The sequence below is a fragment of the Salinicola acroporae genome (genome assembly GCF_003206615.1).
Lineage (GTDB): Bacteria > Pseudomonadota > Gammaproteobacteria > Pseudomonadales > Halomonadaceae > Salinicola > Salinicola acroporae.
This window is the reverse complement of record NZ_PZJW01000011.1, coordinates 68908-83221: the sequence shown is the minus strand read 5'-3', so window position 1 is coordinate 83221 and position 14314 is coordinate 68908. Positions and strand designations below refer to the sequence as shown.

15 protein-coding genes are annotated in these 14314 nt (G+C 65.8%); 3 read left to right on the top strand and 12 right to left on the bottom strand.

What is annotated here, in order from left to right:
• Positions 1 to 72: 72 nt before the first annotated feature.
• Positions 73 to 990 (bottom strand): MerR family transcriptional regulator, encoded by a 918-nt coding sequence (locus tag DOM54_RS16220; protein WP_110710491.1) that lies wholly within the window; start codon positions 988 to 990, stop codon positions 73 to 75.
• 813 nt (positions 991 to 1803) lie between these two features.
• Between DOM54_RS16220 and DOM54_RS16215 the strand changes: the two genes are divergently transcribed.
• Positions 1804 to 2709, top strand: coding sequence for a TIGR01777 family oxidoreductase (locus DOM54_RS16215; RefSeq protein WP_110717343.1), 906 nt, complete (start codon positions 1804 to 1806; stop codon positions 2707 to 2709).
• 49 nt (positions 2710 to 2758) lie between these two features.
• Here the strand turns inward: DOM54_RS16215 and rapA are convergent, their stop codons facing one another.
• On the bottom strand, positions 2759 to 5710 hold the full coding sequence (rapA, locus tag DOM54_RS16210) for an RNA polymerase-associated protein RapA (RefSeq protein ID WP_110717341.1): 2952 nt from the start codon (positions 5708 to 5710) through the stop codon (positions 2759 to 2761).
• 154 nt (positions 5711 to 5864) lie between these two features.
• On the opposite strand from rapA, the gene DOM54_RS16205 reads away from it, so the two are divergent.
• The gene (locus DOM54_RS16205; protein WP_110717340.1) at positions 5865 to 6092 is read left to right on the top strand and encodes a hypothetical protein; all 228 of its coding nucleotides are present in this window, start codon (positions 5865 to 5867) and stop codon (positions 6090 to 6092) included.
• A 52-nt stretch (positions 6093 to 6144) separates the two neighbouring features.
• On the opposite strand, the gene DOM54_RS16200 is transcribed toward DOM54_RS16205, so the two are convergent.
• From DOM54_RS16200 to DOM54_RS16190, 3 genes are all read right to left on the bottom strand, one after another.
• A complete protein-coding gene (locus DOM54_RS16200; RefSeq protein ID WP_110717339.1) occupies positions 6145 to 6894 on the bottom strand; it encodes a metal ABC transporter permease in 750 nt (249 codons plus the stop codon).
• A 134-nt stretch (positions 6895 to 7028) separates the two neighbouring features.
• Positions 7029 to 7838 carry a molybdopterin-dependent oxidoreductase gene (locus DOM54_RS16195; protein WP_110717338.1) on the bottom strand — a complete coding sequence of 270 codons (810 nt, stop codon included), beginning with the start codon at positions 7836 to 7838 and terminating at the stop codon, positions 7029 to 7031.
• 168 nt (positions 7839 to 8006) lie between these two features.
• Positions 8007 to 8348 (bottom strand): hypothetical protein, encoded by a 342-nt coding sequence (locus tag DOM54_RS16190; RefSeq protein WP_110717337.1) that lies wholly within the window; start codon positions 8346 to 8348, stop codon positions 8007 to 8009.
• Positions 8349 to 8915: 567 nt separating this feature from the next.
• Here DOM54_RS16190 and DOM54_RS16180 point away from each other — a divergent pair.
• Positions 8916 to 10259, top strand: a complete 1344-nt coding sequence (locus DOM54_RS16180) for a site-specific integrase (RefSeq protein ID WP_110717334.1) — start codon at positions 8916 to 8918, stop codon at positions 10257 to 10259.
• Here the strand turns inward: DOM54_RS16180 and DOM54_RS16175 are convergent.
• The 7 genes from DOM54_RS16175 to DOM54_RS16145 are packed head-to-tail and all read right to left on the bottom strand — an operon-like array spanning position 10254 to position 14299.
• A complete protein-coding gene (locus DOM54_RS16175) occupies positions 10254 to 10565 on the bottom strand; it encodes a hypothetical protein (protein WP_110717333.1) in 312 nt (103 codons plus the stop codon). The two genes, DOM54_RS16180 and DOM54_RS16175, sit on opposite strands and share 6 nt — an antisense overlap.
• Positions 10562 to 10831 (bottom strand): hypothetical protein, encoded by a 270-nt coding sequence (locus DOM54_RS16170; RefSeq protein WP_110717332.1) that lies wholly within the window; start codon positions 10829 to 10831, stop codon positions 10562 to 10564. Before DOM54_RS16170 ends, DOM54_RS16175 begins: the two co-directional genes overlap by 4 nt.
• Positions 10832 to 10842: 11 nt before the next feature.
• Positions 10843 to 11058, bottom strand: a complete 216-nt coding sequence (locus DOM54_RS16165) for a hypothetical protein (RefSeq protein WP_110717331.1) — start codon at positions 11056 to 11058, stop codon at positions 10843 to 10845.
• Positions 11048 to 11269, bottom strand: coding sequence for a TraR/DksA C4-type zinc finger protein (locus tag DOM54_RS16160; protein ID WP_110717330.1), 222 nt, complete (start codon positions 11267 to 11269; stop codon positions 11048 to 11050). Before DOM54_RS16160 ends, DOM54_RS16165 begins: the two co-directional genes overlap by 11 nt.
• Positions 11262 to 11477 carry a hypothetical protein gene (locus tag DOM54_RS16155; RefSeq protein ID WP_110717329.1) on the bottom strand — a complete coding sequence of 72 codons (216 nt, stop codon included), beginning with the start codon at positions 11475 to 11477 and terminating at the stop codon, positions 11262 to 11264. Before DOM54_RS16155 ends, DOM54_RS16160 begins: the two co-directional genes overlap by 8 nt.
• 36 nt (positions 11478 to 11513) lie before the next feature.
• On the bottom strand, positions 11514 to 13883 hold the full coding sequence (locus DOM54_RS16150) for a replication endonuclease (protein ID WP_110717328.1): 2370 nt from the start codon (positions 13881 to 13883) through the stop codon (positions 11514 to 11516).
• Positions 13880 to 14299: a hypothetical protein gene (locus tag DOM54_RS16145; RefSeq protein ID WP_110717327.1), complete on the bottom strand. Its 420-nt coding sequence runs from the start codon at positions 14297 to 14299 to the stop codon at positions 13880 to 13882. The genes DOM54_RS16150 and DOM54_RS16145 overlap by 4 nt, the downstream gene beginning before the upstream one ends.
• Between the last annotated feature and the right edge of the window lie 15 nt (positions 14300 to 14314).

Here is a 14314-nt window from a genome sequence, read left to right as displayed (position 1 = left end):
CCGCCCGCGTGGCAATGGCACCGCCACCCCCGGTACCGGTCATGTCGGCGAGCTCCCGGCCGGCGCTACCAGTCAGGTGCGGGAGTCGATCATCGCTCGCATCCGGCTCAACGCCTGACTCATGTCTTCGCCCAGCACGGCGACGGCGGTGTTCTCGAGATCGCTGGCGCGAATGCGGGCCACCGGGCCCACCAGGCACACCGGTGCCTCGCACTGTTCCGCCAGACGCGGCAGCTGGCGGCGGATGACGTCGCTGCGCTCGGCGTGGCCGCTGGCAAGCAGAAGCGCCTCGGTGTCGAGGCGTTCGACGGCGAGCGGAAACTCGCTCAACGGCATCTCTCCATCGATCAACTGAACGCGATAGCCCGAGGCCGACGCCGTCAGGCCCATCAACAGGGACCAGAATCCGCTATCGTCATCCGGCAGCCGCGCTACCAATACCGTACCTGCGTTGCTCAACTGGTTGGCATGGTAGATTCGCGTCCCGATGCGGGTGCGCAAGAAGGATTCCAGCAGGCGGCGCTGTAGTGTGGCGCCGTACTGGTCTCCCCAGCGTTCCTCGAGCTGGGAAACGACGGGCTGCCATAGCTCGGCGATGCACAGGCCGACCGGGTAGAGCGACAAGCTCTGATTGAACAGCACCTCCAGTCGGCCGGTGTCCAGCGCTTCGACGGCCTGAATCACATGCTGACGCTGGCTGGCCCAATCTCCCATCTGGGGAGCGGGCGTCTCCACGGTCTCGGGCTGGTCGAGCAGCTCGCGCACCTGGCTGACCGGGACGCCCCGGTTGAGCCATTGCAGAATGCGCTCCACGCGCTCGATGTCGTTGCGTCCGTAAAGGCGATGGCCCTTCGGCGTCCGCTGGGGGCGAATCAAGCCGTAGCGTCGCTCCCAGGCGCGTAGCGTGACGGAGTTGACTCCAGTGAGTCGCGATACTTCACGAATCGGGTAGAGCGGCGCGGCACTGGAATCCATTGCCTGATAAGTCATGCAAGTCCTCCCATGAGGTCTCTGCGTGCGCCGTCTCGTCGAATGGGTTGGTCCATATCAATATAGCGAGTCATCATCGCGGGCTAGAGCGGTCCAGAACATCGGTGCGGTCATCTGTCGGGGCCGCACCCTCTCAATTTGCAGTGGTTTCAACGTGCAATGATGCCCTGATGCCTTGTCACCGTCACCCTGGTTGGGCGCCGGTCGCCACGCAGCCGATGACTTCGACGAGTCGTGACGAGACGATGGATGTAGTCTCGATGTTCCAAGGATGGGTGAAGATGTTGTACGGTTCAAGTGTTTTGTACAACATCGATGCAATGCGTGGCGGCTGACCAAGCGATGTTCGCGATTCGTCGATGGTGTCGAGCGCCGTAATTACGCAGGAGGCTGGCCGGCCGAGTCGGACCAATCCAGAGAGGTCGGATGTCGCCGCGCGATCTGCTCGGGCTGGCCCGGAGCGTGCTCCTGCAGGCTGCGAGGAACGGCGGCAGGGGCACGAGCCGGGCGATGCCTTGGGGGCCGGCTAGGCGGTTCGGATTCCGAGTGAGTTGGGAGGCAGGGCTCGCTCGGTTCCAGGGCGGCGAGCATGGCGGGTTGGGTGACCTGCGGCGGGAGATCCTGCTCCGCCGCCTCGAAGGTCGCTCGCCAGCGGACTTCGCTGGTACCGCATGCCGGAAGCATCGGGGCGGATGGCGTCAGGCCGCTTCCAGTCCAGGAGGGGAGCAGATTGGCATCGACGAGCGCATGCCAGCGCCCCGGCTGCTAACCTGTGAATATTGTACAACTTCGGTATGACCGGGAGTGAAGATCATGCGCTTGTTGATCACGGGTGGTACGGGGTTCGTCGGACGACGGTTGATCGAGCGGGCCCTGGTGGCCGGCCATGAGGTGATGGTGGTTTCCCGAGATCCCGAGCGGGCTCGCCAGCGGCTTCCCCATGACGTCCGCATTGGCGACGATGCCACGGATTTCGCATCCTCCTCGCCCGAGGCCATCGTCAATCTGGCCGGCGAACCGATCGCCGACCGGCGCTGGAGCGATCCCCAGAAGACGCGGCTGGTCGAATCGCGGCGACACGCCACACGGGATGTCGTCGCGCTGTGCGAGCGTCTGGCGCAGCAGGGGCAGGCACCCCGGGTGCTCGTCTCCGGTTCGGCCATGGGGTTCTACGGCGACCAGGGCGACCGCGAAGTGACCGAGGACACCCCGCCTCACGATGAGTTCGCCCATCGCCTGTGTCGGGCCTGGGAAGCGGAAGCCGTCAAGGCCGAAGCATTCGGGGTGAGAGTCGTCTGCCTGCGTACCGGGCTGGTGCTGGATGCCGGAGGCGGCACGCTGGCCAAGATGATGCCGGCGTTCAAGGCGGGGTTGGGCGGACGTCTCGGCAGCGGGCGGCAGTACATGCCGTGGATCCATCGCGAGGATCTGGTCGGCGCGATCGAATTCCTGCTCGAGGACTCCGCGTTAAGTGGGGCTTTCAACGGCTCGGCGCCCAACCCGGTGACCAATGCCGAATTCACCCGTGCGATGGGGCGCCATCTGCATCGCCCCGCAGCGCTATGCGTTCCGGCCCCGCTCCTGAAGCTCGGGCTGGGAGAGATGTCCCGACTGCTGCTGACCGGCGCCTGCATGCTGCCGCGACGGTTGCAGGAAGCCGGTTTCACCTTCCGCTATCCCACCCTGGACGAGGCGCTGGCGGCCATCGTTTCCCGCTGAGCGGCGGGTGGCGATTGCCGCTTTCCTGGCAGCGCGTCGCGGGCGCCGCCTAGCGTGCATCCTTGTCGACGGTGACGATCACGCGCACCGCATCGAGACGCAGCGTTGCGCTCTCGATGACGGTGTCGAGTGCGTGCCGCTCGTCGCTCATCGCACGTAGCTCATCGTCGCGGATGGCGCCGTTGTGCTGCGACAGTGCCTTGAGCCGCGAGAGTTCCAGGTCCAGCGTCTCCCGCATCTCCCGCTGTGCGCGCTCGACGAGCGTCGGCAGCTCGCGTCGTGCTTCCCGCTCTCCTTCCGCCAGCAGTTCCCGGAGCTGATCATGGCGCGACTTCAGCAGCTCCCTGGCAACGCCTTTCTTGACCCGCTGGAGGTTGCGGGAGAGTCCGCTGAACGTGACCTTGTCCGACAGATTGGTACCGCTCTCGTCGAGCAGAACGCGGATCCCGGTATCCGGCAGGAAGCGCCCCAACTGCAGTCTGCGCGGCGCCGGGCAGTGGGTGCGATAGATCAGCTCGAGCATCAGTCTGCCGCCGGGGATGCTGGGATGCTTGAGCAGGGCGAGCGCGGTGTTGCCGAGGCTGGAGTCGAGCACGCGCTCCATCACGGTCATGACCAGCGGGTGTTCCCAGGAAAGACGCTGGATATCGTCGCGTGCCAGGGCTCTAGTCCGCGAGTAGGTGACGGTGAACCCCTCGTCGCCCTGGGCCAGGCCGGGAAGGCTGTCGATCATGTGCGCCCCCGGGGTGAGGTGCATCAGCCCATTGCCGAGATCCCGCCCATCGACGCCGAACACATCCAGCGCCTGGTCGACGTAGCGCGGCAGGGCGCTGTCGTTGTCCTGCTCCACGACCGTGCTGATCACCGCGTCGGCCCGCTCGGGGCGGCAGGCATTCCACTCCAGCAGACGGTTGCGACCGGCTTCGCGCTCGGCGAGGCGGGCGTCGTTGAAGGCGCGAGTCTCCTCGATCAGGGAATCCAGGCCGTTACTCTCTTCATGACCGTCGTCGAGGCTTTCGCGCAGGGCGTCGCCGAAGGCCTCGAGCACGTCACCGCCCGCGGCGTGCGGGGCCTCGAATGCAGCGAGGCCATCCCGATACCAGCGCAGCAAAACCTCGGAGGGGCTGCCGTCGATCACCGGAACATGGATATCGATGGGGTGCAGCTGGCCGATGCGGTCGAGCCGTCCGATGCGCTGCTCGAGGAGATCGGGGTGCCACGGCAGATCGAACATCACCAGATGGTGGCAGAACTGGAAGTTACGCCCCTCCGAGCCGATCTCCGAGCAGATCAGCAGTTGGCAGCCGCTATCGTCGTCGGCGAAAGCGGCTGCCGCGCGGTCGCGCTCGACCAGACTCATCTCTTCATGAAAGACCGGCGCCTGGATGCCGGCTCGCACTCGCATCGCCTCGGCCAGATTCACCGCGGTCTGACGTTGATGGGCGATCACCAGAACCTTCTGCTGGCTGCCCAGTGTTTCGAGCTGGTCGATCAGCCATTCGACCCTGGGGTCGAACTGCCACCATGGCGTGTCAGCGTGGATCGCGTCATCGTGCAGGGCGCGGTATGCCACTTCGGGATACAGGCGGGCGTCGTGGGTGCCCAGATCGGCAGCGGTCAGGCGGGCGGCAAAATGGTCATTACCCTCGCGCAGCTCTAGAAACTGGTCACAGTAGGCCGCGGGCATCGGCAGCGACGCGACATGGAGGTGACGCTCGGGGAACCCTCCCACATGACGCCGACTGTTGCGGAACATGACGCGGCCGGTGCCATGGCGATCCAGTAGCTGTTCGCGCAGCTGGCGTCGGGCGCTCTGCTGCTGATCGATATCGCTTTCGGGATTCAGCAACGTTTCGAGCAGCGCGCGGCTGTCGCCGTCGTCGATGATGGCGCCGATGCGATCGCGAGCAGCGGCGTCTCCCGGTAGCTGCTCGAGGGCCTCGATCGCCGCCGCCACGGCCGTGTAACCAGCCTCCTCTTCACGGAAACGCTCCAGATCGTGATAGCGGTCTGGGTCGAGCAGACGCAGTCGGGCGAAATGGCTCTCAAGCCCCATCTGCTCCGGCGTCGCGGTCAGCAGCAGAAGGCCCGCGATACGCGCCGAGAGCCTCTCGATGCAGGCATACCCCGGCCCTTCCGCCTGCGGCGACCAGTCGAGGTGATGTGCCTCGTCGACGATCAGCAGGTCCCACTGGCACTCCTCGATCTGGCGTTGCCGGTGGGGGTTGGCGAACAGCCACTCCTGGCTGGCCAGGATGCACTGGCCGCTCTCGAAGGGGTTCTCTTCGTCGAACGCCTCGCTCTGAGCCTCGTCGAGCAGGGTGACCGACAGCGAGAAACGGCGCAGCAATTCGATCAACCATTGGTGCGTCAGGCTGGAGGGCACCAGGATCAGGGCGCGATCGACGCGACCGGTCAACAGCAGGCGATGCAGGATCAAGCCCGCTTCGATGGTCTTGCCCAATCCGACTTCGTCGGCAAGCAGCACCCGCGGCGCGTGACGCCGTGACACCTCGTCGGCGATGTACAGCTGGTGCGGGATCAGATCGATACGGGGTCCCGCGAGCCCCAGCGCCGGACTGCGGGCGATGCGCTGGTGGTGGTGCAGCGAGCGGTAGCGCAATTCGAACCAGTCGTTGCGATCGACCTGCCCGGTCAGCAAGCGGTCCTGGGCCTGGTGGAAACGCATGCTATCGGAGAGCTTGGCTTCGCTGAGCGAGACGGTCTCGCCGTCGTCGGTCTGGCCATGATAGATCACGCACCCATCGCGCTCCTCGATGCGCTCGACGGCCAGTTGTCCGCCGTCGGCGGTGTCGATGCGATCGCCAGGCCCGAATACGACGCGGGTCAGGGGGGCTTGGCGGGCGCTGTAGGTGCGGGTTTCCTGACTGGCGGTGAACAGCACGGTAACGCTGCGTGCATCGACGGTGAGGATGGTGCCGAGTCCGAGCTCGGTTTCGCCGTCGCTGATCCAACGCTGGCCGGGAGAGAAATCGCTCATGGTGCCTCGGTCGTGTGTACGCTGCGGGAACGGATCGAATGGGCGACGCATTCTAGCCTAAACCGGGGGCGGCCTTAAGCACTGAAGGGTTCGGCATGCCTGGTCAACGGCGTTACACTGCGCCGGCGTCCATTCCGGGGCTCGAGGAGGAGGCATGGCGGGAACAAGTCAACGAGACGGCCTGCGACGAATGGCCATCGCCAGCCAGGCGGCGGGCTTCATCCTGATCATCACGCTGGAAACCGTGCTGGGGGATGAGGCGAGACCTTGGCAGGGGGTGACGCTTGCCGCGATGCTGGTGGCTGCCGGCTGGCTGGCGCTGGTACGGCGCTATCGGCGCAACAAGGCACGTCGCCGGCAAGGGATGCGCGACGACGCCTGAGCGGGTCTCGTCAGCGGCCAGGCGGGAGGGCGCGGCCGGCTGCGGCGGTGATTCACATCGGTGGCACGGTACCATCGCGCCCGACGATGACCGCCTTGGCCTCGATCGGATCCTGGGTGATGTCTCCGGCGACGAAGACCGCCGCATCCTGCTTGAGATCGTCCATGGAGCCCTTGCTGACCTTCACGGTGGGAATATCGCTTGGCACGCGGATCTGCTTGCTGCCATCGCCATAGTCGACGGTCAGCGTCATCATGCCGTCTTCGTCGGCGGCACGGTTCACGGTGCCGTTGGTCATGGTCGAGCCACTGGAGGCCCCGCCCATCTTGCCACCGCTGTCGGTGGCGCTGACGGTGCCGTTGGTCATGGTCGAGCCACTGCCGCTGCCGCCCAGTTTTTCACCGCCGGATCCGCCCTCGGTGGCGCCGCGCGGCATGTCCCAGGGATAGTCGCCCTCGCCGGTGCCGTTCATCGATTCCGGGAAGATCACCATCTCCAGGGCTGTCGCCGGCTGCCCATCCTCGCCGGGCATATTGGCGGTGCCGATGAACGTTCCTTCTGCTATTTCGTCTAGGCTGCTCTTGCTGACGGCGGCGAGTCGGGTGTCGTCGCCGATCGTCACCCGGTGGCTGCTGCCATCGGTGAGGGACTCGACGGTAATGCCGTCGTCGTCGACGGCCGTGATGGTGCCGCGCAGGTGGTTGGGAGCGTTCTGCGCTGCAAGGGCGCTGGCGGCGAAGCAGCCGACGGTCAGCCCGAACAGCACCATGCGAAGCGCGCGAGTGGCGTGGATAGCTGGCATGAGAATCCTTCTCCTTGCGAATCGTGGGGCGGCCATCGGGCTAAGTTTTCTGAGAAAGCCGCTATCTCGAGTTCAGTCGATCGCGCGAGATTGTCAAGCATCGCTCCCGCCGCGGCACGACGGTGTCGCCGCCCTCAGATGCCGGCATACCAGGTGTAGCCTCGGTCCTCCCAGTAGCCGCCCGCGCCTCCCGCGATGGACTCGAAGCTCTCTACCAGCGTGATCGAGGAGAGATACTTTGCCATCTTGTACCCTAGCTGGCGCTCCGCGCGCAGTCGCAGCGGTGCGCCGTTGGCGATGGGTAGCGGCTCGTCGTTGAGCGAGTAGGCGAGTATCGTCTGCGGGTGGCGCGCCTCGTTCAGATCCAGGCTCTCGTAGTAATAGTCCTCGCCCCCCAACTGGTCCATGCAGTGGAAGACCACGTAGCGGGCCCGCGGCCCGACGCCGGCACGGTCGAGCAGATCGGCCAGCACCGGGCCGCGCCACTGCGCCGCCGGTAGCCAGAGATCGCGTCTCAGGTGGCCGCTGAACAGGACGTAGAGAGCGAAGATCGCGCCAGCGCCGGCGAATAGCCAGGCAAAGAAGAAGTGCCAGAGTCGCCCCATGGTCAGGTACTGATGACTCGGCAGGGTCAGCCAGGCCGGGAATCCGCGAAAGCTGGCCTGGTCGCCGTGGCCGGAGTAGCCGAGCACGCCGGTGGTATCGAAGACCCAGGGACCGAGTGCGGTCTGGCCCTGGATCTCGCCGCCGGCGCCGCGGATGGCGTACATCTCCAGCCAGGGGTCGGAGAAATCCGAAGCGCTGCCCCAGTAGAGTGCGGGGTGAGCGTTGAATATCTGCAGGCCGCTCATCAGCAGTACGATCAGGCACCAAAGATTGAACCAGTGCCAGAGCCGGACGGGAAGCCGATGGCGCCGAACCCGGCGTGCGGTGGCGTGCGTCATGCAATCGTATCCTCGAGATCGACGGTCGATGGCGCCTGCCTTGGTGTGCCGACAGGCCAGGCGTTCCACGATGGCCGCTGCGGTGGTGCGACTCGCTGCGCTTACCTGCTCATGCTCTTGTCTAGGACGATCGCGTCGCGGCTGCAAGGCGTGTGCAGCCGCCAGGAGTTATTGGGACTCGAGAACCGGCGAGCACTGGTCGAGCGTCTTGTCGAGCTCGGGGGGGCGGCTGTCTTCGCCATCGCCTGGATCGTAGTTGCGTTGCATCTTGCGCACCTCCGCTGCGGAAAAACGCGCCTGCAGGGCCTTGGTGGCGCATTCGCAGTAGCGCTCGACCTTGGGCCCCTCAATGCCACTGGCGGTGATGTTGGCGCGGCACTGCGCCTGGGACGCCTCGACGGCTTTCGCCGGCCAGGGGGGCGGTGCCTCGCTGTCCTGTGCGCTGACCTGCGCGGCGCTGGCCAAGGCAAGGCAGAGCGCGATGGTGGTGGTGCGAAGCCATGTGGACATGAGGATTCTCCTGGCGGGCATGCCGGTGGCGAACGGGCTCCTGGCAAGCGCTGGTGGCGAGAGGCGAGGATGCTGCCCGATGAGCGGCTTCACAAGGCGCCGGCTTCGTAGACTCTGCGTCGTGCTACCCGGGCTGGAACGCCTTGATTCGCTCCAGCCAGTCTCCGGCATCACTCTCCTCTATCACTTTAGGGAGTGTGGCCGCGCTTGCCCATGCTTCTTAGGTGGGACCGGCGGGCGAGGTCAGCGCGAGGCACGTCCGGGCATCAGGGTGGCGATGCGCGGCGCATTGCAGGACGACTTCGTCGGCCAGACGTAAAAACGCCCGCCAGGCAGGGCCTGAGCGGGCGTTTTGCAATACGGTGGTCGGAATAGCAGGATTCGAACCTACGACCTCTGCCTCCCGAAGGCCTGTGGATAAGATAACTTGAGATAACCACAATCTCAAGTGGAAAACTCTATACAATTTAAATCAACGCGTTACGCGCATGCTGTCTTTTCCGGTTGTTGCCGAACTTATCCGGTTTTATCCTCCTTTCAGAACCTATATGGAACCTAGAAACGGCCATGGGTAAAACCACCGAAAAGCTGACTACGCGGGCGCTCGATCGCCTCACGCGCGAGCTGCCGAACGGCGATGAGGTGTGGGATAGCGAGCTGGGAGGCTATCACGTGCGCGCTGGGCAGCGAGGCCTGGCGTTGCGTGTCTCCTACTACAACACGGGAAACACGCGGCGGGTTCTGACGCTCGGCAGGTATGGGGAGCTGACCGCCGCCCAGGCACGTGAGTCCGCCCGCGAGACGCTTGGGATCGTGGCACGTGGTGGCGACCCCCGGGCGGTGTTGGAGGAGGCGAAAGCCCAGGCGGTTTACCGACAGCAGCAGACGCTGGGCGTCTACCTGCGGGGCGATTACGCCGATCACCAGCGACGTCGCAAGGATGGCGACGCCACGCTCAGGCGGATCGAGCGTGACTTTCCCGACTGGCTCAACCGTCCGATGGATGGGCTCGACCGCGGCGATGTCGAGCGCTGGCAAGCGAAGATGGAGACAAGCGACCTGAATGCCGAGCCACCCGTCCGGGGTCTCGCTTATTCGACGCTTTCCCGATCCTACGGGGCGTTGCAGACGCTGCTGAATCACGCCGCTCACCGTGGAGTGATCCCCGCCAACCCGATCAGCGGCGTTCGCCTCCAGAAGCCAGCGCTCACGGAGGAGGATCTCGAGGAGGACGAAGCCCGGCGCTACCTGGAGCCCGACGAAGTTGGTCGGTTCTTCGCAGGCTTGGAAGCGTATCAGGGAGAGAAGCGTCGTCGGCGCCGCAACAGCCGAGCCCACGGCAAAGGCTACCTGCCGGATCTCGACGGCGTCGCCTACGTCGATCACGTCTCCCCCTGGTTGCTCACCATGTATTACACCGGCTTTCGCCCTGGGGATCTGATGGGGCTACGGTGGCCGCACATCAATTTCGAGTTCGGGACGATTCGCAAGATCATCGAGAAGACGGCGCACCAGACACCGGAGCCGCAGACGTTCCCGTTATCGGATGACGTGCTGGCCGTGTTGAAAGCGTGGTGGGAGCAGCAGGGGAAGCCACGGAGCGGCTATGTGTTCCCGTCGCCGACATCGGGGAAGCGACTGGGCAAGAGTGGCATGCGCGGCCCGTGGAGGAACGTTCGAAAGCTGGGCCGGCTGCATGAAGACCTGGCGCTCTACACGTTGCGCCACAACTTCGCGAGTCAGTTGGTGATGGCTGGCGTTGATCTGCTGACGGTGAGCAAGCTGATGGCGCATTCCGATATCCAGACCACCATCAAGTATTACGCTCACCTCCAGCCCGATCACAAGCGTCAAGCGGTGCAGCTCTTCGCTCAGATCGGGCGTGGCAAGGATGGTTCTCCGCAGTCATGAGGCAGTGGCAGCACGGTGCATTGCCGCTTCTGCCGTGCTGGCGTAGCTCTCGCTCGACTCCAGCCACTCATACACGTCCGACAGACGATAGCGGACCTGGTGGCCTCGCTTCACGAAGCGCGGCCCGGGGCGGCCCAGCAGCGTACCGGTACCACGCGCCTTTCTCGCCGTCGCCGGCATGGCCGGGATCAGCCGCGGGAACACCACGATGTCGGGCAGCTCGATCATCGACGGATCCACGCCCGCTTTGACGCGCGCCAGCGCGTCGGCGATTGCCTGATCAGGGTTAGGCTGTGTGGCTCTCATGACGCCTCCTTGTTTCTCGCTCTCCAGCGATTGAATCGGTTCTGGATCAGCCGGAACGTCGCGCCGGCCTGCTGGTTGGTATCGAGTTCGGCGCGGCTCGCGATGCGGCACGCCTTCCGGATCCAGTCGCCGGCGTCCTGTTCGCTGTGTGTGCCGTCCGGCACATCCGCGCCGAACTTGGCGCGGGCTCGCTGATCCAGGTAGCGCCTGAAAGCTGGATCCCGGCAGAGAATCCCCGCAGCGCGGGCATGGTGATTGCCAGCCATCGTTCGACCTCTCAGTACTGGTACCGGCCCGGCATCGCCGGGCGCGGATCGGTAATGGTCATGTCCGCCGTCTCGGCGCGACCAGTCGCGTGGATCTCGATCACTTCGATGCGTGGCATGAAGCGAGAAGCCAGCGCGGTTCCGAGCTGAAGAGCGACGCCGATCGCAAGCGCGAGGATCAGCAAGGCCGCGACTTTCGCCGGCCCCTTGATACGTTCACCGAACATGGCGCCCCCTGGCTTCGCGGATCGACTGGCAGTCGATGCAGGTGGTGGCCCAGGGCGCGGCCTGGCGCCGGGCTTTCGGGATCTCGGTGCCGCATTCCTCGCAGTCGATCTCCATCGCGCCGGCGACGGTCACCGGTAGCTGGTGTCGAGCGAGCGAGTGGGCGAGATGGCGCTCGATGATTTCACCGGCGTTGTCGGCGATATCAGCCATGGCTGAGTTCCTCCACGGTTTGGCTGTCGCGGTACGCGCAGCGGTGACTGGTGACGGCCTGGCGTAGCGCTTCCTCGCTGTCGAAGGCGATCACCATGGCGTAGCGGTGACGGGTTTCGCCTGTATTGGGTGCCAGTACGGCGAGTTCGCCGGCGTCCTGCAGGGTGCCGCGCGGTACCGCGCGATCGGTGTGTTGCTGGGTTTGCATCCTCTCTCCTTCAGCGCCTGCGTGGCGCGGTTGTTGTCAGATCCCTTCCGGGAAATATTCGGGGGTGCCCTGCCTCACCGGCGGGGCGTAGTTTTTGTGCCGCCGGACGGCGGCCTGGATCATTCGGTGCTCGAGGTCGGCGTCTTCCATCTCTTGGCGGACGTGTTCGCTGGCGCGCCACTCTCGATAGCGTTGGAGTTGGGCCTCCAACTCCTCCGGGGTGAGTTCTTTCGGAGTCAGCAGGCTCCGAGGGATGAGGCTTTGGCCGGCCCCCGTGCCGGGGTCCGTACAGTTAGTGACACAAGTCCAAGGGTCGGCGGCTTCGCCGCCTCCCAAAAACCCCGACGCGGCGGCACGCTTCGGGCGCACGTTCCAGCGATAGAGGCGCGTCAGGTACTCGGAAACGCGGCCCTTGCCATCGCTGACGGCGAGGCCCTTCGGCACCTTGATCTCGTCGCCGTAGCGGCCGCGCTCTATGAACTCCCGATGCTGCTCGCCGGTGGCGTGGCTGAAGTCGTCGTCGCCCTTGCCGGTGCGGAAGGCGGGGATCGACCACGGCTTGATCGGCTGCAGCTTGCGCGGCGTATTGGGGCCGCCCATCAGGCGGAGGAACCGGTCCCACTGGCCGGCGTTGGCGGCTTCGCGGATGCGGTGGAAGGTGGCCGCCGCGCGGGGCAGCGGGTTGGTGGCTTCCTCCCACTTGCGAAGCTCGCCTTCCTGCTTCTCGGTGAGGCGGCGGATCTCGCGCCAGACGGTGACGCTGGGCAGCCCCACGAACTGGAACTGGCGAATGCCCCAGCAGGCGGCCCATGCCTCGATGCGCGGGGCGGCGCTGTTGAGATCGTGACCGTAGCGGTCCAACTCGTCGCCATCGATGCCGGCCCGGGCGAACTGCTCGCCGTTGATGTTCTTCGAGATGTACTTGGCCACGTAGCCGGCGGCCGTGCCCTTCGAGTAATCGATGCGCTTGGCATCGAAGCGGGCGGTGGTCTTGCCGAACCGGTTGAACAGCTCTTCCGGCGACTCTTCCTCGGCGTAATCGCGCAGGGTCTGGCTGACGGCCTCCACGTCCTCCGGCTTCATCCACACCAGCAGATGCCAGTGCGGCGTGCCGTCGTGGTGGGGCTCCACCACGCGGATGCCATAGATGGCCCGCTTGGCGCGCGCCAACCTGGCGCGAGTCTTCGCCCATACCTTCTGGATGTGTTGCTGCGCTTCACGTGGGTTCGATCCGTCGTATTTCGGATTGCGGCGGCAGCGGTAGCGCTCCCGGCCCTTGCGGTCCGTGTAGCGGTTAGCGTTGACCGGGTGAAAGCGGCTGGGCGCGGTGACGGTGTAGAACATGCCGACATGACCGAGGCGGCGGGCCTCGACCTCGGTATCGCGAATGCGCAGCATCAGCTCCGCGCGGCGATGGTCCGGATTGGCCAGCCCAAGTTCGGCGAGCTCGGCAAGGGTGTAGGTCTGGCCTTCCTGATTGATCGCCTCGAGCGTCTCCAGCAGCGTGCGGTTGCGCACACGCTGGGCGCGGCGGCGCTCGATGGTCATGTCGCTGCAGTAGATGCCGGCCTGGGCGTGGACGCGGTACGCCTCGCGCTGGACCTGCTCGAGACGTCGCCCGGCCAGCCGGCGCAGCTTGCGGCGCCAAAAGCTAGGGCAGCTCAGCCGGGCCAGTTGCACGCTGGCTTTCTGATTCACCGGCGGCGGCGCGATACCGTGGAGTGTGGCGCGCTTGCGCGCGGCGGCGGCCGCCATCTCATCTGCCACGGCCAGACTCATGACCGGCGCTCGCTCCCAACGGAACACCGCCATCAGCGGGATACCGCCCGGCGGTGGCGTCAGCGGATTGCGCGCCGCTGCGATCTGGTGCGCCATGGACCGCGACTGGGCAGAGAGCGAAGTGCCACGCGGCTGGCGAACGCGCCGGGGTGGCGGCAGCAGGCCGAGACGTAGGCGGCGGTTGTGCTCTGCGATGCCACCGATCAGCTTGTTGCGTTCGTCCTCGACGGCCCGGGCCTGCGCCCGGGCGTAATCGACCAGCGCGTCATCGTCGTGGGTGGCGTTGAGGCCGCCAATCTTGAGGCGGGATTCCACCACGCGCAGCCAGTCGCAACCGGCGCGGATGCCCTCGATGGTGGTGGGCTGGGCATTGCGCCGGCCAATGAAGGCACGCTGCAGATCGTCGGCGATGACCGGGAAGCGCTTGTAGACGTGCGCCGGCTCGATCAGATCGGACGCCTGACGGGCCAGCCAGCGGTTGCCCGCTGCGTTGCCGTAGCGTTTGGCGACGTGCAGGAAGCCGGCGGCCAGATCCTCGGCCAGCGAGGGGAAGCGCTCGAAGATCGCCTCGCGCCACGGCAGACAGTCGACCGTGCCCCATTGGCGGGAGCGTTCGATGGCGCTCATTGCGCCCCCGTTTCGATCAGAGCGATCCAGTGCAGTGCCGCTTTGGTGTCACCCTCGGCGAGGGCCCGGCGGGCGTTGGCGGCCAGTTCCCGATTCGGGCTCTCGCCCTTGAGCCGCTCGCCCAGGCGTTGGGCGTAGCGGCTCATGCGACCGATGGCGGCGCGAATCGCATCGCGCTCGGCCCGACTCATCTCGCCGATGCCGCGCAGTGAATCTCGGGCCTGCATCTGGGCGCTGGCCAGCACCGTCTTGCGCTCGTTGGTCGGCATGTCCGCCCACAGTTCGGCCAGATCCTTGTCCGCGCAGCGGGCATGCAGCTCGGCGCGCAGGGCGCCGAAGCCGGCACGGCCATCCGGCTGGACGACCGACAGGTGACGTTTTGCCTCGGTGGGGAGAGTCTGAGTCGCGGCTGCCATGGTGAGACCTCGCGT